The sequence below is a fragment of the Agrobacterium sp. GW821-FHT14E08 genome, from assembly GCF_058803865.1.
The window spans coordinates 322,196-345,362 of sequence record NZ_JBXAPJ010000003.1 but is presented as its reverse complement, the minus strand read 5'-3'; the positions used below and the strand labels follow the sequence as shown (position 1 = coordinate 345,362).

Sequence of the window (23,167 nt, the reverse complement as noted above, 5' to 3'; positions counted from 1 at the left end):
CCAAATCTTTGTTCTGGCGCATTTCCGAAGGGAAAACCGGGCTCCACTTTTCCTGGAAATGCTCTAAAGGCGCCGCGCCATGAGCCATGGCGCAGCGCCCGAACCGGGACCTACTCGATCAATCGCAGGCTTTGACCGTTTTAGCCTTCACGCCCTGGCAGGCCGTTTCCTTCTTGATCCAGCCGGCGTCGATGACGACGTTCAGATTGTCCTTCGTGATGGCGATAGGCTTGAGGAAGACCGACTGCATCTTCACTTTTTTCGGACCGCCTTCAAAGGTGGAGACACCCTTGATCTCGGTCATCTTCTTGCCGCCGGCCAGTTCCAGTGCGATGCCGGCTGCTTCCTTGCCGAGTTCACGGCTGTCCTTCCAGACCGACACCGTCTGCGTGCCGAGCGCGACACGGTTAAGCGCGGCGAAATCGGCATCCTGACCAGAGACGGGAACCGAACCTGCAAGGCCCTGCGCGGCGAGAGCGGCGATGGCGCCACCGGCCGTGCCGTCATTCGAGGCGACGACTGCATCGACCTTGTTGTTATTCTTGGTCAGGAACTGTTCCATGTTCTTCTGGGCATTTTCCGGCTTCCAGCCATCGGTATAGGCTTCGCCGACATTCTTGATCTTGCCGCCGTCGATAGCGGCCTTCAGCACTTCCTGCTGACCCGCGAACAGGAAGTCCGCATTCGGATCGGAAGAGGAGCCCTTGATGAAGACGTAATTGCCTTCCGGCTTCACCTTGAAGACTTCGGCAGCCTGCAGACGGCCGACTTCCTTGTTGTCGAAGGTGATGTAGAAGGCGTTCTGGTTTTCGATCAGGCGGTCGTAACCGACGACCGGGATACCTTCGGCAACGGCCTTTTCAACGGCCGGGCCAATCGCGTCGCTGTCCTGCGCCAGGATGATCAGCGCGTTGGCGCCCTGGGAAATCAGCGATTCCACGTCGGTCAGCTGCTTTGCGGCCGATGATTGCGCGTCGGCGGAAATATATTTCGCACCGGCCTTGTCGAGCGCCGCCTTGATGGCCGCCTCATCCGTTTTCCAGCGCTCTTCCTGGAAATTCGACCAGGAAACGCCGACGACGAGATCAGCGGCCATGGCGGCAGTGTGCAGGGAAACGAGTACGGCCGTACCCGCCAGAAGCTTGGCAAATGAATTCATGATGTCCTCCCGGTAAGGGCGAAACCTGCACCTCCATGCAGAAAAACGCCCGGAAAAAAGCTGCCGGTCTCTGTGGTTTCACAATTTTCTCGACAGTCGAGAAAATTAATGTCAGAGATTCCTAATGCTGTCAACAACGGCCGCGGGCAGCATCCGGGTGTCTTGATCTTGTCTGTGGCATGCGCCATCAGACAGAGGGAGCACGACAGGAAAAAGCCGTTCAGGGAGCAGGCCCCAGCCCATGTCCGCCATTGCAAGTACGGAACTGGTGCGCCAGAAAAACAGCCTGTCTGTGATGGCGGCCCTGCGCCTGCATGGCAGCCTTTCCCATACCGAGATGTCGTCCTTCACCGGGCTTGCCTCCGCCACCGTTTCCGCCATTACCATGGAACTGGAACGTGCCGGCCTCATTTTGCGCAAAGAACAGCTTGCCGCTGCCGGACGTGGACGGCCGCGCATTCTCTTCGGGCCGCGCGGCGGCTATTGCCACGTCGCCATCATCATCATTTCGTCCGACAGCGTGCAATATTCGCTGGTCGACTACGCCGGCAAGCTGGTGGACCGCTTTACCGAACAAAGGATCGCGGCTGAAAAAGGCACGTTCGGACAATCGATTCTGACCGGTCTGGCAAGGCTTGCGGACCGCTCGCGCATCGACCGGTACGATATTCTTCAGGTATCGATCAGCAGCAAGGGGCTCGTGGATGCCGCAACGGCGACCCTCATCTGGTCACCCGTGCTCGGCAATGAAAGGATCGATTTCCAGCAATTGGTTTCCGGGGACGGCCGTATCCGCGTGACGCTGAACAACGAAACCCTGCTTGCCGCAAAAGCGATCTGGATGAGGGAGCAGGCGAAGGAACGCCCGGCGCCGGAGGCGCTTGTTACCCTTTCGCTCGGCCATAGCATCGGTCTGGGCATTGCCCGCACCGGCACCGAAGGGGCGATCGAGGTCAGCGCTCCCAATTTCGGCCACATGCTGCATCTCGCCGATGGCGCGCTGTGCCGCTGCGGCACAAGAGGCTGTATCGAGGCCTATTCCGGGTTTTATGCGATCCTGCGCTCCGCTTTCGAAGCGCCGCCGCAGGCCGAACCGGCGAAATTCGTCCCTGTTGCCGAGGTTGACAAGATTGCCGCCTCAGCCCGTGCCGGCGCGCGCATGGCGCGTTTTGCCTTCCGCACCGCCGGGCTTGCTCTCGGCAACGGTCTTTCGCGCCTGTTCAGCCTGCATGGCCATATGCCGGTTTTCATCACCGGCCCCGGCACACGCTATTTCGATCTTCTGGAAAGCGGCCTTCACGACGGCCTTGCACAATCGCAGGCAGTACGTTTCGGCGGCATGCCAAAAATTGGCATTGCGCCCGACGAACCGGAGCTGGTGTTTGAAGGGCATATGGAGCACGCGCTTTCGGCCGCCGACGACTACATCCTGAGCGCTGACGGCCCTGAGAGAGCGGGAAGGAATTCCGGGAACTGACGAGGCCGGCGGCGGATGCTCAGGCGCGCTCCGCCACGGCTTCAGCCTTTTCCTCGCCACCCGTCAGTGTTGCCAAGAATGCATCCAGACCGGCGGCCTCGTCCTTGCTCAGGCGCAGACCCTGTTTCGTGCGTCGCCAGAGAATGTCCTCGGCCGCGCAGGCCCATTCGTGCTCGATCAGCCAGCGCACCTCGCATTCATAGAGCGTACCGCCGAAATGCCGGCCGAGGCCGGAGACATCGGTGGCGCTGCCCAATAGTTCCGCTGCCTTGGTGCCGTAGTTTCTGACAAGCCGCTCGGCATGACGGCCATCGAGGAAGGGATAACGGGAGACAAGCGCCTGCACCTGCGCCTCATATCTTTGGGCGCCGAAATCGCCGCCGGGAAGATGCGAACCCGCCGTCCACGGCTTACCCTTTTCGCCAATCGCCGCGCCGATCTTTTCCAGCGCATGTTCCGCCAGTCGCCGATAGGTGGTCAGCTTGCCACCGAAAATATTGAGGAGCGGCGCTTCGCCTTCCCCCTCTTCCACTTTCAGCACATAATCGCGCGTCGCTTCCTGCGCTTTCGAAGCGCCGTCATCAAATAGCGGCCTCACGCCGGAATAGGTCCAGACGATATCTTCCGGCCGAACCGGCTCACTGAAATATTCGCTGGCCGCGTTGCAGAGATAGGAAATCTCCTCCTCGGAGATGCGAACGCTGGCCGGATCACCCTTGTAATCGCGGTCCGTGGTGCCGATCAGCGTGAAATCGCGCTCATAGGGAATGGCGAAGATGATGCGGTTATCAGGGTTCTGGAAGAAATAGGCGCGCGGGTCGGAAAACTTCCTGCGCACGATGATATGGCTGCCCTGAACGAGCCGGACATTATGCACGTCGTTGCGGCCGAAGACGCCGGAAAGCACCTTGTCAACCCAGGGGCCGGCGGCATTGACCAGCATACGCGCCTTGTGCGTGGCCATGCGTCCGGTTTTTTCATCCAGCGTCTCAATGAGCCACAACCCGCCTTCGCGCCGCGCCGAAACGACCCGTGTGCGGTTCATGATCGTCGCGCCGCGATTAGCCGCATCGCGCGCGTTGAGAACCACGAAACGGGCATCATCCACCCAGCCGTCGGAATATTCGAAAGCCCTGGCGAAAGCCGGCTTCAGCGGCTTGCCCGCCGGGTCCTTGCGAAGATCGAGCGTGCGGGTCGCCGGCAGAAGCTTGCGGCCGCCGAGATTGTCATAAAGAAACAGGCCGAGCCGCACCATCCATGCCGGGCGCACGCCGCCTTTCTGGATGGGCAAAACGAAACGCATGGGCCAGATGACATGCGGGGCCATGGCCCAGAGGATTTCCCGCTCCATCAGCGCTTCGCGCACCAGACGAAACTCGTAATGTTCGAGATAACGCAGGCCGCCATGAATGAGCTTGGTGGCGGCGGAAGACGTGCCCGAAGCGAAATCACCCTTTTCCGCAAGCGCCACGGAATAGCCCCTGCCCACGGCATCGCGGGCAATGCCGCAGCCATTGATGCCGCCACCGATGACAAAAAGATCGAAAATATTCTCGCCGGACATAGAGCCTCCACGACAGCGTCGGGGGATCGCGTCCCCATCGTTGAAAGACAATTGCCATAAAAACGAAAACAAAACGAATGTCAAAAGAAAACAAACGAAACACGTTCCGGCAAAGATGAACGGCCGCTGCGCGCCGTCCACCGTATGGCCAGCCTCTTACGGGGTCTGTGTTTCAGCTATGTGTCGGGGAAACCTGCTCAAGCTCATAGAGCACGCCGCCCATATCCTTCGGATGCAGGAAAAGAACGGGATTGCCATGCGCGCCGATCTTCGGCTCGCCATTACCCAGAATTCGAACGCCTTTTTTGACCAGATCGTCGCGCGCCGCGACAATGTCAGGCACTTCGAAGCAGAGATGATGCGTGCCGCCGCCCGGATTTCTCTCGAGAAAAGCGGCAATCGGCGAATTTTCGCCGAGCGGATAAAGAAGTTCGATCTTGGTATTGTCAGCCTGAATGAAAACCACGGTCACGCCGTGTTCAGGCAGGGATTGCGGCTCTGAGACATCTGCGCCCAACAGCCTGTATCGGGCAATGGCGGCTTCGAGATCGGGCACCGCGATGGCGACGTGATTCAATCTTCCGAACATGGCCGTCTTTCCCTCACGCGTTCCGCCTGACGCCTTCGAGCAGGTCGAGGACCTTGTTGGCGGCATCCATGACATTGGTGCCTGGTCCGAAAATCGCCGAGACACCGTGGTCGAGCAGGAACTGATAATCCTGCCGTGGAATGACGCCGCCCACGACGACGATGATGTCTTCCGCGCCCTTCTTTTTCAGCGCCTCGACCAGCTGCGGCGCAAGCGTCTTGTGGCCAGCGGCAAGCGACGACATGCCGACCACATGCACCCTGTTCTGGATGGCGAGATCAGCCGCTTCAACGGGCGTCTGAAACAGGGGGCCGGCCAGCACATCGAAACCGATATCGCCGAAGGCGGAGGCGATGACCTTCGCGCCGCGATCATGCCCGTCCTGCCCGAGTTTGGCGACCATGATGCGCGGCTTGGTGCCGATCCTCTCAGCCACACCGGAAAGCCGGGCGGCGAGCGTGGCAAGTTCCGGCTCGTCCTTATAGGCCTCGCCGTAAATATCGCTCACCACCTCCGGCACGGCGGCATGGTCGCCGAAGGCCGCACGCAGCGCATCGGAAATCTCTCCCACCGTGGCGCGGGCGCGGGCGGCGACAACGGCGGCTTCGAGAATATTGCCCTTGCCGCTGCGGGCGATCTCGGAAAGTGCTGCCAAAGCGGCGGTCACGTCCTTGCCATCGCGGCGACGGCGCGTTTCTTCGATGCGGCGGATCTGCGCGGCGCGAACGGCGGCGTTGTCGATATCGAGAACATCGATATCCTCTTCATTTTCGAGACGGTAACGGTTGACGCCGACAATGACCTCCTCGCCCTTGTCCACCGCCGCCTGCCGGCGTGTTGCGGCCTCTTCGATCAGCCGTTTCGGCAGGCCTTCCGCCACCGCCTTGGTCATGCCGCCAAGCGCCTCGACCTCCTCGATCAGCGCCCAGGCCTTCTCTGCCAGTTCATCCGTCAGGCTTTCGACATAATAGGAGCCGGCCAGCGGATCGACCACCTTGGTGACGCCGGTTTCGTGCTGCAGGATAAGCTGGGTATTGCGGGCGATGCGGGCGGAAAATTCCGTCGGCAGGGCAATCGCCTCATCGAAGGAATTGGTATGCAGCGACTGCGTGCCGCCGAGCACGGCGGACATGGCTTCAAAGGCGGTGCGGACGATGTTGTTATAGGGGTCCTGCTCCTGCAGCGAGACGCCGGACGTCTGGCAATGGGTGCGCAGCATCAGCGACGATGCCTTCTGCGGCTTGAACTCCTCCATGATGCGCGACCAGAGCAGGCGCGCGGCGCGCAGCTTGGCAGCCTCCATGAAGAAATTCATGCCGATGGCGAAAAAGAACGACAGGCGCCCGGCGAAATCATCGACATTCAGCCCCTTGGCCAGCGCCGCCCGCACATACTCGCGGCCATCCGCCAGCGTGAAGGCAAGCTCCTGCACCAGCGTCGCGCCCGCTTCCTGCATGTGATAGCCGGAAATGGAGATGGAATTGAATTTCGGCATCTCCTTCGCCGTATATTCGATGATGTCGGCAATGATCCGCATCGAGGGTTCCGGCGGATAGATATAGGTATTGCGGACCATGAACTCCTTGAGGATATCGTTCTGGATGGTGCCGGAAAGGGCGGCGCGAGGAACGCCCTGTTCTTCCCCCGCAACGATAAAACTGGCGAGCACGGGAATGACCGCGCCATTCATGGTCATCGACACCGAGACTTTCTCGAGCGGAATGCCGTCGAACAGGATTTTCATGTCCTCGACGCTGTCGATCGCCACGCCGGCTTTGCCGACATCGCCTTCGACGCGCGGGTGATCGCTGTCATAACCGCGATGGGTGGCGAGATCGAAGGCCACGGAAACGCCCTGCTGGCCGGCGGCGAGCGCCTTGCGGTAAAAGGCGTTCGAGGCTTCGGCCGTGGAAAAACCGGCATATTGGCGGATGGTCCAGGGCCGGCCGGCATACATGGTGGCGCGCGGGCCGCGCGTGAAAGGTGCAAAGCCCGGCAGGCTGCCGAGATGGGAAATCTTTTGAAGATCGTCAGCCGTATAGAGCGGCTTGACCTCGATACCTTCGGGCGTGTGCCAGACGAGCGTTTCCGGTGAGCGCTTCAGCTCCTTTTCGGCAAGCTGCAGCCAATCCCGCACCGTTTTTTCACCCGACATGCATCTCTCCCCTTCTGCATTTCATTTTAGCACCATGACGGGTGATCGTGACGAAAATCGAACGATCCGCCCGCAGGTCCGACCCCGTAAACCGCTCCGGCCCACATGCGTTCCGGAAAAACGGCAGCGGTCTTCACTCGAATTCGAGGATGACTTCATCCACCGCAAGGCTGTCGCCCGGTTTTGCCGCCACTCTGGCAACGCGGCCGCGTTTTTCCGCACGCAGAATGTTTTCCATCTTCATGGCCTCCACCGTCGCCAGCGCCTGCCCGGCCTCCACCTCATCGCCCTCACCCACCGAAATACCGGTGATGACGCCCGGCATGGGGCAGAGCAGCAGTTTCGATGTATCCGGCGGCAGTTTTTCCGGCATCAGCAGCGCCAGTTCCGCCACACGCGGGCTGCGCACATGGGCACGAATATCCATGCCACGCCAGCGCAGGCGGATAGCAGCACCTGCAAGATCGACCTTGGCGGCGATAACCTCACCTTCCACCGTGAACAGGCCAAGGCTCTGGCCGGGAAGCCAGCCGGTATCGACGGTGAGCGCCGCCCCGTCTTCAAAACGGACCGCCGTACCATCCGTGCCGGTTTCAACGCTGACCCTGTGGCGGGATGCGCCTGATGACACCACCCAGTCCTGACCGACAATGCGGCGGTGATTGCCGATGGTGCCGGAAATTTCGACCGCGCGGCTCTGCAGCCGCTGATGGATGATGGCGGCGATGGCGGAAAGCTGGCGCGCCGTGGCCTCATCCGGTTCCACGCCGGAAAATCCTTCCGGAAATTCTTCCGCGATAAAACCCGTCGTCAAGCGGCCAGCGCGGAAACGCTCATGCTGCATGACGGCCGACAGGAAGGGCAGATTGTGGCCGATGCCCTCCACCTCGAAACGATCCAGCGCCTGCCCCATGGCGTCAATGGCGGTTTCACGATCCTTGCCCAGAGCGCACAGCTTGGCGATCATCGGATCGTAATACATCGAGATTTCGCCGCCTTCGAAAACGCCGGTATCGTTGCGGATGACGGTGCCGTTTTCCTGCGCACCTTCCTGCGGCGGGCGATATCGCGTCAGCCGGCCGATGGAGGGCAGGAAGTTGCGGTAGGGGTCTTCAGCATAAAGCCGGCTTTCGATGGCCCAGCCGTTCAGCTTCACATCCGCCTGCCCGAAGGAGAGCTTTTCGCCTGATGCCACACGGATCATCTGCTCAACCAGATCGATGCCAGTGACGAGTTCCGTTACCGGATGCTCCACCTGCAGGCGGGTGTTCATTTCCAGAAAGTAGAAATTCCTCTCGCCATCGACGATGAACTCCACCGTGCCGGCCGAATGGTAACCGACCGCTCTCGCCAGCGCCACGGCCTGCTCGCCCATGGCTTTGCGGGTGGCTTCGTCCAGAAAGGGCGATGGGGCTTCCTCGATGACTTTCTGGTTACGCCGCTGGATCGAGCATTCGCGCTCACCCAGATAAAGTGTGTTGCCGTGCTTGTCGCCCAGCACCTGAATTTCAATGTGGCGCGGCTGGGTGACGAATTTTTCGATGAAAATGCGATCATCGCCAAAGGAGGATTTCGCCTCGTTTTTCGAGGACTGGAAACCCTCGCGCGCCTCAGCATCGTTGAAGGCGATGCGCATGCCCTTGCCGCCGCCGCCGGCCGACGCCTTGATCATGACGGGATAACCGATCTGCGAGGCGATCCTCACCGCCTCATCCGCATCCTCGATCAATCCCATATGGCCGGGAACGGTGGAAACACCCGCTTTCGCGGCCAGTTTCTTGGAGGTGATCTTGTCGCCCATGGCCTTGATGGCGCCAACAGGCGGGCCGATGAAGACGACGCCCGCCTTTTCCAGCGCCTCGGCGAAGGCAGCATTTTCCGACAGGAAACCGTAACCGGGATGGACAGCATCCGCCCCGGTCTTCGCGATTGCCTCAAGAATCCTGTCGATGACGATATAGGACTGCGATGAGGGGGCTGGGCCGATATGAACGGCCTCATCCGCTTGTCTCACATGCAGCGCATTGGCATCCGCATCCGAATAGACCGCGACAGTGGCGATGCCCATTTTCTTCGCCGTCTTGATGACCCGGCAGGCGATCTCGCCGCGATTGGCGATGAGGATTTTCTTGATCATCAATGTTTCACCACGCAAACGCGAACGCCATCTGTGTTCTCAAAACCAGTTTGAAATTCCTGAATATCCCGAAGGACACCGACGTCGTAAACACAAAATAAAACATGAGCATAGCGACTTTTATATGCTGGTATATCGGCACTTAACTGCTCAACAATAGCGGATGGGTGAGTTCCCTCTTTTAGGAGTTTAATTTCCAGTGCCGTGTGGATACTGTGAAAGTTAAAATCAGGTATAAAATCCTTACCAGAAAATCTAACTCGTCCCGATTCACGGTCATAGTGAACACCTTTTTGGTATCCACGGCCGATCAATAAAGCCTCAACAGCATTTTGTACTTCGAGTTCCTTATCTGGCTTACTGAAAATCGCTTTCCGTAGATTTACATACAAAAGATCCGACAATTCAGAGAGCGATGCCTCCGCGCCAAATTCATACTCTGAAAGCTGGGATATTAAGATCAGCAATTCAGCATAAACTTGGTCGAATATGCCTTTTTGGAGAGGCCACAAAGTATCGGCCCAACCGGTTAGTTTACTTTCATCAAATAACATCGCGCCTTCACCAGAGAGCGCGTAATATTTTTCGGCAAACCTATTATAGGCCCTTACAAAAGAGTTTGTGGAGCTCCATTTAGCGTGATCCGGTGTCGTACCCGAAAAAACTTGCTCCATAGCACGCCGCAAAGCGTCCGATTGGCGAAAAAGTCTAGCTAAACTGGCAACTTTGTCTGGTTCCACTGACCTTTTCCCCTCGCACTGCAATTTTAGTTATCGGAGAGCGCAATGATCTCTCCGATTTTATCCACTCAAATCTCGAAAAAGTTCTCGAAGGATTCCGGGAAGTTTTGCCGCGCGACGCGCTCATCGATCACCAGCATTGCCTGATAGGAAAGCGGATCGAAATTCTTCTCCGCCGGTACGACCTCACGGCCGAAGAGCAGGTTGAGGCGGGCGGCGTCGAGATTGCCGCGCTCGAAGGGCTCGGCACCGAAATGGTGCCAGAGCGAGTGCAGGAAGGCGGCATCGATGCGATGCTCCTTGGTGTCGTTGCGCGCCCGGCGGGGTATCATCTTGATAGGTGTTACCCCTTTGGGGTTGGCGCGGCGGATGGTGAACTGGACACCCGTGCTCGGCATGCCGGAGGGAAATCCCTTGTGTTTGGTCATTTCGGGCAGGTTCGCCATCTTTTGTCCTTCCAGAACATTTCCAGTAAAAGCTGCCTTGCTTTTACGTCCGGAAATGCGCCAATTCAAATAGTTAGAGCGCTTTTGGCGCTCTAATCTTTTCTTACGCCCTGCCGATCTTGTCCTGCGTCTTCGTCTCGAAGTCGGAGGCATCGTGGCGCTCATGCAATTGTTCGGACGGATCGCCCGAGGTCTTGTTGACGATCACGCCACGCTTGACCGCCGGGCGTTCGCCGATTTCGAGCGTCCAGCGCATGACGTTCTTGTAACCGTCGGCTTCAAGGAACGCACCGGCATCGCCATAGGCCTGACCGAGCGCGATCTTACCGTACCACGGCCAGACGGCCATGTCGGCGATCGTATATTGATCACCCGCCAGATAGCGGTTCTCGGCCAGATGCCGGTCCAGCACGTCGAGCTGGCGTTTGACTTCCATGGCGTAGCGGTCGATGGCGTATTTGATCTTCACCGGCGCATAGGCATAAAAATGGCCGAAACCGCCGCCGAGGAAGGGGGCGGAGCCCATCTGCCAGAACAGCCAGTTCAGCGCCTGCGTGCGGGCATTGCCCTCTTTCGGCAGGAATGCGCCGAATTTTTCCGCGAGGTAAACGAGAATGGAGCCGCTTTCGAAAACGCGCGTCGGCTCAGGCGTCGAGTGATCCATCAGCGCCGGGATCTTGGAATTCGGATTGACGCCGACGAAACCGGAACCGAACTGGTCGCCCTCGCCGATCTTGATCAGCCAGGCATCATAGTCTGCGCCCTTGTGGCCGGCGGCCAGCAATTCTTCCAGCATGATGGTGACCTTCTGGCCATTCGGCGTCGCCAGCGAATAAAGCTGCAACGGGTGTTTGCCGACCGGCAGTTCCTTCTCATGGGTGGGACCGGCAATCGGGCGGTTGATACTGGCGAACTGGCCGCCATTGCCCTTGTCCCAGGTCCAGACCTTGGGCACTTCATATCCGGCGGGGAAATTATCTGCGGAGGAATTCTCGGCCATAAAAATCTGTCCTTGTGCGTTTCGGGAGGACATCCGGACATCCGGGCGCCTGAACAAACATATAGTAAGGTGGCCGAAGCATTTTTCCAGTCTCAGAGCGGAATAGTGTCGTGTTTCTTCCAGCGGGTTTCCACGCTCTTGTTACGCAGCGACGCGAAGGCGCGGGCGATGCGGCGGCGTGAGGAATGCGGCATGATGACCTCATCGATAAACCCGCGCTCCGCCGCCACAAAGGGATTGGCGAAACGCTCTTCATATTCCTTCGTGCGCGCGGCGATCTTTTCCGGATCGGAAAGCTCGGAACGATAGAGAATTTCCGCCGCCCCCTTCGCGCCCATCACGGCGATTTCCGCCGTCGGCCAGGCGTAATTCACATCCGCGCCGATATGTTTGGACGCCATCACGTCATAAGCGCCGCCATAGGCCTTGCGGGTGATCAGCGTCACCATCGGCACCGTCGCTTCCGAATAGGCGAAGAGAAGTTTTGCGCCGTGCTTGATGACGCCGCCATATTCCTGCGCGGTTCCCGGCAGGAAGCCCGGCACATCCACCAGCGTCAGCAGCGGAATGTTGAAGGCATCGCAAAAACGCACGAAACGGGCGGCCTTGCGCGAACTGTCGATATCAAGGCAGCCGGCCAGCACCATCGGCTGGTTGGCGACAACCCCCACCGTCTGGCCTTCGAGACGGATGAACCCGGTGATGATGTTGCGGGCAAAGGCCTCCTGCAGCTCGAAGAAATCGCCCTCATCGGCCAGCGCGTGGATCAGTTCCTTCATGTCATAGGGCTTGTTGGAACTATCAGGAATCAGCGTATCGAGCCGTGCTTCCAGCCGCGCCGGATCGTCGTGGAAGGGGCGCGCCGGCGGCTTTTCGCGGTTGTTCAGCGGCAGGAAATCGAACAGCAGCCGCACATGCTCCAGCGTCTCGATGTCGTTTTCATAAGCGCCGTCGGCGACGGAGGATTTTTTCGTATGGGTGGAGGCTCCGCCCAGTTCTTCGGCCGTAACGATCTCGTTGGTGACAGTCTTCACCACATCCGGCCCGGTCACGAACATGTAGGAGGTATCACGCACCATGAAGATGAAATCGGTCATAGCAGGCGAATAGACGGCACCGCCCGCGCAAGGTCCCATGATGACGGAAATCTGCGGCACGACGCCGGAGGCAATGACATTGCGCTTGAACACATCGGCATAACCGCCAAGCGAGGCCACGCCCTCCTGAATGCGCGCCCCGCCGCTGTCGTTGAGGCCGATCACCGGCGCGCCGTTGCGCACCGCCATATCCATGATCTTGCAGATTTTCTGGGCGTGGGTTTCCGAGAGCGAACCGCCAAGCACGGTGAAATCCTGCGAAAACACATAGACCTGTCGGCCATTGATGGTGCCCCAGCCGGTAACGACACCGTCACCCGCCACCTTCTGCTCCGCCATGCCGAAATCCACCGCCCGGTGGGTGACGTACATGTCGTATTCCTCGAAGGAACCTTCATCCAGGAGCACATCGATACGCTCGCGCGCCGTCAGCTTGCCCTTGCCATGCTGCGCTTCGATGCGTTTGACGCCGCCGCCGAGCCGCGCTTCGTCGCGGCGCGTCTGCAATTGCTCCAGAATGCTGGGCATGTTTCCTCCATGCGTTTCCCCAAAATCAATAGCTTAGAAAACATTCGCCTAGAAGCCTTGATCGTGCGCGTATGCGTGCCATAAATATTTGCAATGTTTAATTTTGCAAAGTTGCAACATGGCGACGGAAAAACTCTTCATCGGCCGCAAGGTTCGCGGCCTTCGCGAAAACGCCCGCGCCACGCAGGCGCAATTTGCCGAACGGCTGGGCATTTCCGCGAGCTACCTGAACCAGATCGAGAATAACCAGCGCCCGGTTTCGGCCAGCGTTCTGGTGACGCTGGTGGAAAAATTCCAGCTCGATATGGCGGAACTGGCGACCGGTGAAAGCGACCGGCTGGTTTCCGCCGTGCGCGAGGCGCTGAAAGACCCGCTGTTCCTGAATTACGAGCCGGGGCTTCAGGAGTTGAAGCTGATCGCCCAGAACGCGCCGGGTTTTGCCCATGCGCTGCTGCGCGCCCATCAGGCCTATCGCCAGAACAGCGAGCAGCTGGTGCAGCTGGATGACCGGCTTGGCCGCGGCACCGCGCAGGTGGAAAGAACCCCCTATGAGGAGGTGCGCGACTTCTTCCACTTCGTCGACAATTACGTTGCCGAGATCGATCTTCTGGCCGAGGAGCTGGCGGAAGAACTGGAGATAGAAGGCGGCGAGACATACGGCATTCTGGCGGCGCATCTGCGCAGCCGTTACGGCATCCATATCACCCGAACCGAGGCGGCGGGCGGTCTGATCCGGCACTTCGATCCTGCCGGCAAAACCCTTGCCCTCAGCTCCTACATGGCCGCGCCGACCCGCTGTTTTCAGCTTGCATTGCAGATAGCCCAGCTTCACGCCGGTGCGACGGTGGACAGGGTGCTGGCCGGCGCCGGTTTCCGCAACACGGAAGCGGCAGAAATCTGTCGTATCGGACTGCACAATTATTTCGCCGCAGCGCTCATCCTGCCCTATGGCCGCTTTCACCGGGCGGCGCAGGAGCTACGCCACGATCTCGAACTTCTGGCCGTGCGTTTCGGCGCGAGCCTTGAGCAGGTGGCCCACCGGCTGAGCACCTTGCAGCGCCCAGGCATGAAAGGCGTACCGATCTTTTTCGCCAAGATCGACCGCGCCGGCAACATCACCAAACGCCATAGCGCCACGCGGCTGCAATTTGCCCGTTTTGGCGCGGCCTGTCCGCTGTGGAATATCCATCAGGCTTTCGAAAGCTCCGACAGGATCGTGCGGCAGCTGGCGGAAACGCCTGACGGCGTGCGCTATCTTTCCATCGCCACGCAAATCGAAAAGGCCGGCGCTGGTTTCAATACGGAAAGGCCGCGTTACGCCATCGCGCTTGGCTGCGAAATTTCCCATGCGCAGAATTTCGTCTATGCCGATACGCTCGATCTCGGCAATGCGGCGTCCTTCAAACCGATCGGCATTTCCTGTCGGGTTTGCGAAAGAGTGGATTGCGTGCAGCGCGCCGTGCCGCCGCTGAAACGCAAGCTGCATTTCGACCATCTTTCGCGCGGAGCGTTGCCTTACAGTATCGCCGATTTTTAACCCCGCTCAGGGCAGCGGCACCATGGCGCGACGCATGATGTTGGCATAATAACCCCAGAAAAGCCGGGCGGCCACAGAGCGCCACGGCGACCAGATTGTTGCCCGCTCAGCCAGCCACTTCGCTTCCGGCCTCACCTCCAGGGCAAGCGCATGCGCCACTGCCGATCGCAGCGCCACATCGCCGACAGGAAAGATATCCGGATGCCCACCGCAGAACATCAGATAGACCTCCGCCGTCCATGGGCCTATGCCACGAAGCGCCACGAGTTCGGAAAGGGCTGCACTCCCCTCCTTGCGCACCACGCCATCAAGATCGACCCTTCCTTCGGCGACGGCGCGGGCCAGCCCTTCCAGCGTCGTCGCCTTGGCTCTGGAAAGGCCGAATGTGGCGCGCAATTCTTCGGGCGCGGCGAGATAATTTTCCGCCGTGACCACACCATCGGTGCCGGCGATGATTCGCGCCCAGATGGCATTGGCACTGGCGCGCGACACCATCTGCGAGACGACGATATGGGCAAGGCCGGCAAAGCCGGGCTCGTGAATGCGCAGTTCCAGCGGACCGGCTTTTTCGATGACGAGGCCGAGAGCCGGATCGAGGTGGGCGAGATGCTCCAGCCCTTCGCTTATGTCGTCCATCCCGGTGATGATTTTCATGTCCGTCATTCCATATGCCGCGAGCCGCTGGCGGGGTGCTTTAAAACATGGCAGAAGAAACCATGCCTTCGCCTCTCCGTCAAAAACCGGTTTACCGTTTTGCGCCAAGCCCCAATGGCCTGCTGCATCTCGGCCACGCGCTTTCAGCCTTCCTGAACCATGATATGGCGCGAGACAATGACGGCCGTTTTCTGCTGCGCATCGAGGATATCGACCAGACACGCTGCACCCCGGAGCTGGAACAGGCGATCTATGATGACCTTGGCTGGCTGGGTCTCGACTGGGAGAAACCGGTTCGGCGGCAATCGGAGCATTTCGATGAATACCGCCTGGCGTTGGACAGGCTGATCGAGGCAGGGCTCGCTTACCCTGCCTTTTTGAGCCGTGGAGAAACGAAGGCAATCGTTCGTACTTTTGAGGCGGAGGGAGGGCTCTGGCCGCGCGATCCCGATGGCGCGCCGCTTTATCCGGCCATAGACCGGGAAAGGCCAAGGGCGGAGCGGGATGCGCTGCTCGCCTCCGGCCGTCCGCACGCCTGGCGGCTCGATATGGAAAAGGCGATCCGCGCCGCCGGCATCCCTCTATTCTGGGAAGAGAGCGGCGATGGTGAGTCAGGGCAGATCGAGGCCCTGCCCGCGCTTTGGGGCGATGTGGTACTGTCGCGTTCCGACGCGCCTTCGAGTTATCATCTTTCCGTTGTGGTGGATGATGCGCTGCAGGGCATAACCCATGTGGTACGCGGTATGGATCTCTACCACGCCACCGCCATTCACCGGCTGCTGCAATACCTGCTGGACCTGCCGCAACCGGCCTATCACCATCACCGGCTGATCTTGGGCGCGGACGGGCGCAAGCTCTCGAAAAGCGAAGGCAGCACCGGGCTTTCCGCCCTTCGTTCGGAAGGTGCAGCGCCCTCAGATATCCGCCGGCTTGTCGGGCTCCTCTAGAACCTGCTCGCGACGCGCGCTGCCGCCGCCTATATTACGGCGGATGATCTGCCGGACCTTGTATTTCATCAGGGCGGCATTCACCTCCGCTCCGAGCATGAAGATGACGCCGACCATATAAAGAAACACCAGTACCACCATCACCGAGGCGAGACCGGCATAGGTGGCGGCATAATTGGCGAAGGTGGAGAGGTAGTAGGCGAAGATCGCGGCACCGATGACCCAGAAGATCATCGTCAGCAGAATACCGGGCCAGACATCCCAGATGCGGCGCTTGCCGGCCGGAAGCCACAGATGCGCCGCCACCAGCCCCGCCGTCAGAACCACGATGGTACCGTAAAGACCGAGGCTGGAGACGGTGTTCAGAACATCCGTCAGCCAGGGGAATTTCTCCTCCGCAAAGGACATGGCGACCGGCACCGCGACAAGCACGATACTGATGCCGGTGAAGACCACAACGGCGATCAGCACATAAAGCAGACTGAGCAGGCGGGTGACATACCACCAGCGCGTCTCGGTGACTCGATAGGCGCGGTTCAGCGAAATGCGCAGCGCTTCCACACCATTGGACGCAAAATAGGCGGCCGCCAGCACCGAAATCGTCAGCAGCCCGCCGCGCGGAATGGTCAGCACCTGCTGCACCTGCGCCGCCAGCGGCCCGGCAATCGCTTCCGGCCACGTGTCGAAAATCAGATGCACCGCCGTTTCGGAAAACTGGTCGGCGCCCAGAAAACCGGCGAGAGCCGTGCCGAAGATCAGGAACGGAAACAGGGCCAGCAAAATGGACAGCGCCATATGGCTCGCCATCGCCCAGCCGTCATCCTCGGCGAAATGGGAATAGGCATCGAAGGCAACCTTGCCTGCCAGGCGCACTGCGGCAACCATGTCACCTCCATTCATCGGCATTTCATTTGTAACTTCGAGCCGAATATGGGAAATCAGCTTCGCTTTGTACAGCGCGCAAGGTCGGCTTTCGGTTCCGTCACCGAGAAGGATTTTGCGCAATGCGATTTTCACGGACCGGTCAACCGGGCCAGAGCAATAGTCGATTTCCCGGAGCGGCATATGTCTGAAAAGCCCGTCATCATCATCACAGGCTGCTCTTCGGGCATCGGCGCCCATTGCGCCGGCGCGCTCCACCGCGACGGTTGGCGGGTCTTCGCCACCGTGCGGCGCATCGTTGATATGGCCGCGCTGGAAAATCAGGGCATCGAAACGCTGATCATGGACTATACCAAGCCGGAAACCATCGCCGCCCTGGTAGAGACGGTGGCAACGCGCACGGGAGGCCGTATCGACGCGCTCTTCAACAATGGCGCCTATGGCCAGCCGGGCGCGGTGGAAGATCTGCCTGTCGAGGCGCTGCGGGCGCAGTTCGAAACCAATGTCTTTGGCTGGCATGATCTGACACGGCGGGTCATTCCCTTCATGCGTGCCCGCGGCGCAGGCCGGATCGTGCATTGCTCCTCCATTCTCGGCCTCGTCCCCTATCGTTATCGCGGCGCCTATACCGCATCGAAATTCGCGATCGAGGGGCTGGGGGTGACGCTGCGGATGGAGCTTCAGGGCAGCGGCATTCACGTGAGCCTGATAGAACCGGGGCCGATCACCTCTAAATTCACGGCAACCGCGCTTGCCCATATCAAGGGGAATATTGATCTCGAGAATTCTGCCCATGCGGCGGAATACAAACGGCAGCTGGCGCGGATGGACGGTTCCGGCCCTGTCAGCCGCCACAAGCTTGGCCCCGATGCCGTCTACGCCGTACTGAAACACGCCTTGACCGCTGCAAGACCGAAGCCGCATTATCCCGTTACCGTTCCCGCCAAACAGGGGCTCCTGCTGAAACGGCTCTTGCCTGCCGGACTGTTCTATCGTCTGTTGCGCAGGTTCGATTGAGGAGGAATCACCCCGCATGTCCGGCTTCACCACCGTTCTCGCCCTTATTGTCATGGGCCTTGTCGTCATCGTGCTGATACGCGGCCTGTTCAACATGCTGAAGGGGCAGGACGCCAACCGTTCCAACAAGCTGATGCAGCTTCGCCTTCTCCTGCAGGCCATCGCGATCGCGTTGATCATGCTCACCCTCTGGCTCACCGGCGGCGGCCGTTGACATGGTGAAGCTGAACAAAATCTACACCCGCACCGGCGACAAGGGCACGACGGCGCTGGTGTCCGGCCCGCGCCGCCTGAAGCACGATCTTCGCGTCGAGGCCTATGGCACGGTGGACGAGACGAATTCGGCCATCGGCGTGGCGCGGCTTCACACAAGTGGCCTTGATAAGGCAGACATGAAGAAGCTGGATGAGATGCTGTTTCGCATCCAGAACGACCTCTTCGATCTGGGCGCCGATCTCGCCACGCCGGATAGCGGCGAACCGCTCTCCTATGAACCGTTGCGTATCGTCGAAAGCCAGGTCACCCGGCTGGAAAACGAAATCGACGAGCTCAACGCCACACTCGAACCGCTGACCTCTTTCGTGCTGCCGGGCGGCAGCGCTGCGGCGGCCAATCTGCACATGGCGCGCACCATCTGCCGCCGGGCGGAACGGCTGATGGTGGAACTTTCGGTCTCCAAAAACGAGATCGTGAGCGCGGCTGCCCTGAAATATGCCAACCGCCTGTCTGACTTCCTGTTCGTCGCCGCCCGTTTTGCCAATGATGCGGGCAAGGCCGACATATTGTGGATTCCCGGCAAGAACCGCTAAAGCGCGTCAATTGCGCAACCAAAGGGCATTCGATGTTCATACCGCTGCACGATGCGAATTCCCTCAAACACATCCGGCTGCAATATGTCACGATCGGCCTGATTGTGGTCAATGTGCTGGTCTGGCTGTTTACCGGTGTACTTGCCAGCGACACGCAGGCCAATGCCGCCGCACTCGGCCTCGGCTTTATTCCCGCGGTGGTTTTCGATTACGCCTATCTCGAGCCGGCCCTGCAGGTGGTGCCAGACGATGTGACAGTGATCACCTACGCATTTCTGCATCTGGATTTCTGGCATCTGGCCGGCAACATGCTGTTTCTCTGGGTTTTCGGTGACAATGTCGAGGATGCGCTCGGCCATTTCCGTTTCCTGATCTTTTACATCGCCTGCGCCATTGCCGGTGCGCTGTTGCACGGTTTTGTCGCCCCCACTTCGGAAGGGCCGCTGATCGGCGCATCCGGTGCGGTTTCCGGCGTCGTCGCGGCCTATTTCCTGCTGCACCCAAAGGTGCGTGTCTGGGTGCTGGTCTTCATGCGCATTCCGCTTCCTCTGCCCGCCTTCATTCCGCTGGCGCTGTGGATCGGCCAGCAGTTCCTGATGCTGGCGCTCGGGCTGGAAGAGAACGTGTCCTGGGGAGCGCATGTCGGTGGCATAGTGGCGGGCGCAATCATGGTGATTTTCATGCGCAGGCCCGATGTTCCGCTGTTTGACCGCACCATTGTTCCGCCCAAGGCGGCGCAGTTCAAGAATCCGTCGCAAACGGCAGGGTTGTCGCAAATCGAACGGGGCTATGACGGGAGCTGATGAGCCCATGGCGAAGAGATAACGTATTTACGTTAACGTCAACGTAAGATATGCCTTGCGTGCATGTGATAATGAACATTGCTCCGTTGTAATTGCGGGAAAAATGCTTATCCATGTCGCCAACCTGTTTTTGGAGGTCCGCGCGGTCTACTTATCTCGCGGACAGGAGTTTGAGGAAAGCCGCCGATGAAGATCCTTGTCCCCGTCAAACGAGTCGTCGATTACAACGTGAAAATCCGCGTGAAATCGGATGGTTCTGGCGTTGAGCTTGCCAATGTGAAGATGTCGATGAACCCGTTCGACGAAATCTCCGTGGAAGAGGCGCTGCGCCTGAAGGAGGCCGGCAAGGCCGAAGAGGTTGTGGTGGTCTCCATTGGCCCGGCCAAGGCGGAAGAAACGCTGCGCACCGCGCTCGCCATGGGCGCCGACCGCGCCATCCTGATCGAAACCGACGAGACGGTCGAGCCGCTGGCCGTCGCCAAGCTTCTGAAGGGCGTGGCGGAAGCCGAACAGCCCGGCCTCGTCATCGTCGGCAAGCAGGCGATCGACGACGATTCGAACCAGACCGGCCAGATGCTGGCAGCATTGCTCGGCTGGGGCCAGGGCACCTTCGCCTCCAAGGTCGAGCCTTCCGACGGCAAGGTTGCTGTGACTCGTGAAGTCGATGGCGGCTTGCAGACCGTTGAGCTGAAGCTTCCCGCCGTCGTCACCACCGATCTTCGTCTCAATGAACCGCGTTATGCCTCGCTGCCGAACATCATGAAGGCGAAGAAGAAGCCGCTCGACAAAAAGGCTCCGGCCGATTTCGGCGTCGATGTTTCGCCGCGCCTGAAGGTGTTGAAGACCGAGGAGCCGGCAGGCCGCAAGGCTGGCATCAAGGTGGGTTCGGTTGCCGAGCTGGTCGAAAAGCTCAAAGCCGACGGCGTCCTCTAAGGTTTCGGAAAAGGGAGATATTCTTATGGCCATTCTTCTTCTGGCAGAACACGACAACGCAACCCTTTCCGACCTGACGGGCAAGACGCTGACAGCGGCAACCCAGATCGGCGGCGACGTCCACGTTCTGGTTGCCGGTTCCGATGCCAAGGGTGCCGCCGACGCGGCCGCGAAACTCTCCGGCGTTTCCAAGGTGCTGCTCGCCGACGACGCATCCTATGCCAATGCGCTCGCCGAGCCGCTGGCGGCGCTGATCGTCTCGCTCGCCCCTTCTTATGACGTCATCATCGCGCCGGCGACCGCATCGGCCAAGAACGTCACGCCGCGCGTCGCAGCCCTCCTCGACGTGGCCCAGGTCTCGGAAATCATCGAAGTCGTCAGCCCTGATACCTTCAAGCGCCCGATCTATGCCGGCAACGCCATCCAGACGGTGCAGGCGACCGATGCGAAGAAGGTGATCACCGTGCGTCCGACCGCCTTTGCCGCCGCAGCCGAAGGCGGCTCGGCAGCAGTTGAAACCATTGGCGCTGCCGCAAACCCGGGTCTTTCCAGCTTCGTTTCCGATGCTCTGGCCTCGTCCGACCGTCCGGAACTGACATCGGCCAAGATCATCATCTCGGGCGGCCGCGCGCTCGGTTCGTCTGAAAAGTTCAAGGAAGTCATCCTTCCCGTTGCCGACAAGCTGGGTGCAGCCGTCGGCGCCAGCCGTGCGGCCGTCGATGCGGGCTATGCGCCGAACGACTGGCAGGTTGGCCAGACCGGCAAGGTGGTTGCGCCGCAGCTTTACATCGCCGCCGGTATTTCCGGCGCGATCCAGCATCTGGCCGGCATGAAGGACTCAAAGGTCATCGTCGCCATCAACAAGGACGAGGAAGCGCCGATCTTCCAGGTCGCCGATTATGGCCTCGTCGCAGATCTGTTCGTGGCGCTGCCGGAACTCGAAAAGGCGCTGTGATTTTCAACAGCTATCGGGGGCGGTGCGTTTTTTAAACGCACCGCCTTCTCTTTTGCGGCGATATGCGTAACATCGCCGACCAGAACGCAGATGAAATCCCCAAGAGGAGACCAGCATATGACCGCCCCCTTTAAGAATATCGGTGTCATCGGAGCCGGTCAGATGGGTTGCGGCATCGCGCATGTTTCCGCCTTGGCGGGTTACAAGGTTCATATTTACGACCTTTCCAAGGACGGCATTGAAGCCGGTCTTGCCACGATCAATGGCAACCTCGCCCGCCAGGTTACCAACGGCAAACTTTCGGACGACGCCCGAAAAGAGGCGCTGGCGCTCATCAGCGGCTCGACGGATATCAACGACCTCGCACCGATGGATCTCGTCATCGAGGCGGCAACCGAAAACGAAGAGATCAAGCGCAAGATTTATGCGCAGGTCTGCCCCGTGCTGAAGCCCGAAGCGCTTTTGGCCACCAACACCTCGTCCCTCTCCATTACCCGCCTTGCATCCGCTACCGACCGCCCTGAACAATTCATGGGCATCCACTTCATGAATCCGGTTCCGGTGATGAAGCTGGTGGAACTGGTGCGCGGCATCGCCACCAATGAAAAGACCTTCGACGCGGCCAAGGATTATGTGCGGACGCTGGAAAAGGCGATCACCGTCGCCGAGGATTTCCCGGCCTTCATCGTCAACCGCATCCTGCTGCCGATGATCAACGAGGCGATCTATACGCTTTATGAAGGCGTCGGCTCGGTCGAGGCCATCGATACCGCCATGCGGCTCGGTGCGAACCACCCCATGGGACCGTTGCAGCTTGCCGATTTCATCGGTCTCGACACCTGTTTGTCGATCATGCAGGTGCTGCATGACGGCCTCTCCGACAGCAAATACCGCCCCTGCCCGCTGCTGGTCAAATATGTCGAGGCCGGCTGGCTCGGCCGCAAATCCGGCCGCGGCTTCTACGACTATCGCGGCGAGACGCCGGTTCCGACGCGCTAAAGCCCAAGGGACACGTCTTGAAGGCAGCCGGATGAGGGAGGGAGACCCCTCCCCTACGGATCAGCAAATTTATTTGGCCTTCATTGCCGATACCAGCGCCTTGGCATCTTCACTGTCCCAGGCGGCCGGGCCATTCATGGCGGCAAGCAGACAGCCGTTTTCGTCCAGAAGCATGGTCGCGGGCAGGCCGAAAGCGAGGCCTTCTTTTTTCAGCGTGTTGAAGACGCCCATGGAACTGTCGCGGTAGAGCTTCAGCGCGTCGATCTTGTATTCGTCCATGAAGGCTTTCGGCTTTTCGTCCGCGCCAATGTCGATATTGACGGCCACCACCTCGAAATCATTGCCGCCCTTGTCATGTTCCAGAGCGTTCAGCGCCGGCATCTCTTCCCGGCAGGGTACGCACCACGTGGCCCAAAGGTTGAGCAGAACCGTCTTGCCCTTGAGATCGGCAAGCGTCATCTCCTGTGCCTCCGGCCCCTTGAAGGAAAGCGGGATGACGCGCGGCCTGTCTGTGCCCGACATGGCCGCAACCTGCCCTTTCAGAAACGGCTTCAGCGAGGCAATGCGGTTTGCCGCGCCCTCACATAAACCGGCGTCAGTCACCGCTGCCCCTTGAACCGGGCTCTCAGACCCAATATGCCTGAACCAGACCGCGCCCGCGCCGCTTAAGACACCGGCAACGGCAGCAATTGCAACCAACTTGGCGGAAGGAAGCCTGAACGGCCTTTTTTCTGTCATC

22 protein-coding genes are annotated in these 23,167 nt (G+C 59.8%); 10 read left to right on the top strand and 12 right to left on the bottom strand.

Translation table 11 applies throughout. From position 1 onward, the window contains the following. Positions 1 to 118: 118 nt before the first annotated feature. Positions 119 to 1,159, bottom strand: coding sequence for a D-xylose ABC transporter substrate-binding protein (gene xylF / locus AC1ROR_RS14320; protein WP_035222640.1), 1,041 nt, complete (start codon positions 1,157 to 1,159; stop codon positions 119 to 121). A gap of 241 nt (positions 1,160 to 1,400) precedes the next feature. On the opposite strand from xylF, the gene AC1ROR_RS14315 reads away from it, so the two are divergent. Continuing rightward, entirely contained in the window at positions 1,401 to 2,636 is a 1,236-nt protein-coding gene (locus tag AC1ROR_RS14315) for an ROK family protein (RefSeq protein WP_498589782.1), read from the top strand. A gap of 19 nt (positions 2,637 to 2,655) precedes the next feature. On the opposite strand, the gene AC1ROR_RS14310 is transcribed toward AC1ROR_RS14315, so the two are convergent. The 8 genes from AC1ROR_RS14310 to AC1ROR_RS14275 form a co-directional block, all read right to left on the bottom strand. Continuing rightward, positions 2,656 to 4,200 (bottom strand): glycerol-3-phosphate dehydrogenase, encoded by a 1,545-nt coding sequence (locus tag AC1ROR_RS14310; protein WP_498589781.1) that lies wholly within the window; start codon positions 4,198 to 4,200, stop codon positions 2,656 to 2,658. Positions 4,201 to 4,372: 172 nt separating this feature from the next. Beyond that, a complete protein-coding gene (gene mce / locus AC1ROR_RS14305; RefSeq protein ID WP_498589780.1) occupies positions 4,373 to 4,789 on the bottom strand; it encodes a methylmalonyl-CoA epimerase in 417 nt (138 codons plus the stop codon). Positions 4,790 to 4,802: 13 nt separating this feature from the next. After that, positions 4,803 to 6,944, bottom strand: a complete 2,142-nt coding sequence (scpA, locus tag AC1ROR_RS14300) for a methylmalonyl-CoA mutase (protein ID WP_498589779.1) — start codon at positions 6,942 to 6,944, stop codon at positions 4,803 to 4,805. Positions 6,945 to 7,077: 133 nt separating this feature from the next. Then, the gene (locus AC1ROR_RS14295) at positions 7,078 to 9,081 is read right to left on the bottom strand and encodes an acetyl-CoA carboxylase biotin carboxylase subunit (RefSeq protein ID WP_498589778.1); all 2,004 of its coding nucleotides are present in this window, start codon (positions 9,079 to 9,081) and stop codon (positions 7,078 to 7,080) included. Further along, the gene (locus AC1ROR_RS14290) at positions 9,081 to 9,821 is read right to left on the bottom strand and encodes a PD-(D/E)XK nuclease domain-containing protein (protein ID WP_498589777.1); all 741 of its coding nucleotides are present in this window, start codon (positions 9,819 to 9,821) and stop codon (positions 9,081 to 9,083) included. Before AC1ROR_RS14290 ends, AC1ROR_RS14295 begins: the two co-directional genes overlap by 1 nt. Before the next feature lie 68 nt (positions 9,822 to 9,889). Then, complete coding sequence (locus AC1ROR_RS14285; RefSeq protein ID WP_003520841.1) at positions 9,890 to 10,267, bottom strand: hypothetical protein; 378 nt, start codon at positions 10,265 to 10,267, stop codon at positions 9,890 to 9,892. A gap of 103 nt (positions 10,268 to 10,370) precedes the next feature. Further along, a complete protein-coding gene (gene yghU, locus AC1ROR_RS14280) occupies positions 10,371 to 11,267 on the bottom strand; it encodes a glutathione-dependent disulfide-bond oxidoreductase (protein ID WP_498589776.1) in 897 nt (298 codons plus the stop codon). Between the two features lie 92 nt (positions 11,268 to 11,359). Further along, positions 11,360 to 12,892, bottom strand: coding sequence for an acyl-CoA carboxylase subunit beta (locus AC1ROR_RS14275; protein ID WP_498589775.1), 1,533 nt, complete (start codon positions 12,890 to 12,892; stop codon positions 11,360 to 11,362). A gap of 118 nt (positions 12,893 to 13,010) precedes the next feature. Between AC1ROR_RS14275 and AC1ROR_RS14270 the strand changes: the two genes are divergently transcribed. Next, on the top strand, positions 13,011 to 14,429 hold the full coding sequence (locus AC1ROR_RS14270; protein WP_498589774.1) for a helix-turn-helix domain-containing protein: 1,419 nt from the start codon (positions 13,011 to 13,013) through the stop codon (positions 14,427 to 14,429). Between the two features lie 6 nt (positions 14,430 to 14,435). Here the strand turns inward: AC1ROR_RS14270 and AC1ROR_RS14265 are convergent, their stop codons facing one another. Continuing rightward, positions 14,436 to 15,092: a DNA-3-methyladenine glycosylase family protein gene (locus tag AC1ROR_RS14265; RefSeq protein ID WP_498589773.1), complete on the bottom strand. Its 657-nt coding sequence runs from the start codon at positions 15,090 to 15,092 to the stop codon at positions 14,436 to 14,438. A 38-nt stretch (positions 15,093 to 15,130) separates the two neighbouring features. Here AC1ROR_RS14265 and gluQRS point away from each other — a divergent pair, with 38 nt between their 5' ends. Then, positions 15,131 to 16,030: a tRNA glutamyl-Q(34) synthetase GluQRS gene (gene gluQRS, locus AC1ROR_RS14260; RefSeq protein WP_498589772.1), complete on the top strand. Its 900-nt coding sequence runs from the start codon at positions 15,131 to 15,133 to the stop codon at positions 16,028 to 16,030. Here the strand turns inward: gluQRS and AC1ROR_RS14255 are convergent. Beyond that, positions 15,998 to 16,915 (bottom strand): YihY/virulence factor BrkB family protein, encoded by a 918-nt coding sequence (locus AC1ROR_RS14255; RefSeq protein ID WP_498589771.1) that lies wholly within the window; start codon positions 16,913 to 16,915, stop codon positions 15,998 to 16,000. The two genes, gluQRS and AC1ROR_RS14255, sit on opposite strands and share 33 nt — an antisense overlap. A gap of 180 nt (positions 16,916 to 17,095) precedes the next feature. Between AC1ROR_RS14255 and AC1ROR_RS14250 the strand changes: the two genes are divergently transcribed. From AC1ROR_RS14250 to AC1ROR_RS14220, 7 genes are all read left to right on the top strand, one after another. Beyond that, on the top strand, positions 17,096 to 17,929 hold the full coding sequence (locus AC1ROR_RS14250) for an SDR family oxidoreductase (RefSeq protein ID WP_498589770.1): 834 nt from the start codon (positions 17,096 to 17,098) through the stop codon (positions 17,927 to 17,929). A gap of 16 nt (positions 17,930 to 17,945) precedes the next feature. Continuing rightward, complete coding sequence (locus tag AC1ROR_RS14245) at positions 17,946 to 18,143, top strand: twin transmembrane helix small protein (protein ID WP_004445622.1); 198 nt, start codon at positions 17,946 to 17,948, stop codon at positions 18,141 to 18,143. Position 18,144: 1 nt separating this feature from the next. Continuing rightward, the gene (locus AC1ROR_RS14240; protein WP_498589769.1) at positions 18,145 to 18,738 is read left to right on the top strand and encodes a cob(I)yrinic acid a,c-diamide adenosyltransferase; all 594 of its coding nucleotides are present in this window, start codon (positions 18,145 to 18,147) and stop codon (positions 18,736 to 18,738) included. Positions 18,739 to 18,770: 32 nt separating this feature from the next. Continuing rightward, on the top strand, positions 18,771 to 19,541 hold the full coding sequence (locus AC1ROR_RS14235; protein ID WP_035222606.1) for a rhomboid family intramembrane serine protease: 771 nt from the start codon (positions 18,771 to 18,773) through the stop codon (positions 19,539 to 19,541). A 186-nt stretch (positions 19,542 to 19,727) separates the two neighbouring features. Continuing rightward, positions 19,728 to 20,474, top strand: coding sequence for an electron transfer flavoprotein subunit beta/FixA family protein (locus AC1ROR_RS14230; protein ID WP_035222604.1), 747 nt, complete (start codon positions 19,728 to 19,730; stop codon positions 20,472 to 20,474). 25 nt (positions 20,475 to 20,499) lie between these two features. Next, positions 20,500 to 21,429, top strand: a complete 930-nt coding sequence (locus AC1ROR_RS14225) for an electron transfer flavoprotein subunit alpha/FixB family protein (protein WP_498589768.1) — start codon at positions 20,500 to 20,502, stop codon at positions 21,427 to 21,429. Positions 21,430 to 21,546: 117 nt separating this feature from the next. Beyond that, positions 21,547 to 22,428, top strand: coding sequence for a 3-hydroxybutyryl-CoA dehydrogenase (locus AC1ROR_RS14220; protein ID WP_035222597.1), 882 nt, complete (start codon positions 21,547 to 21,549; stop codon positions 22,426 to 22,428). Between the two features lie 69 nt (positions 22,429 to 22,497). Here the strand turns inward: AC1ROR_RS14220 and tlpA are convergent, their stop codons facing one another. Next, positions 22,498 to 23,166, bottom strand: coding sequence for a thiol:disulfide interchange protein TlpA (tlpA, locus tag AC1ROR_RS14215; protein WP_498589767.1), 669 nt, complete (start codon positions 23,164 to 23,166; stop codon positions 22,498 to 22,500). Position 23,167: the final 1 nt, after the last annotated feature.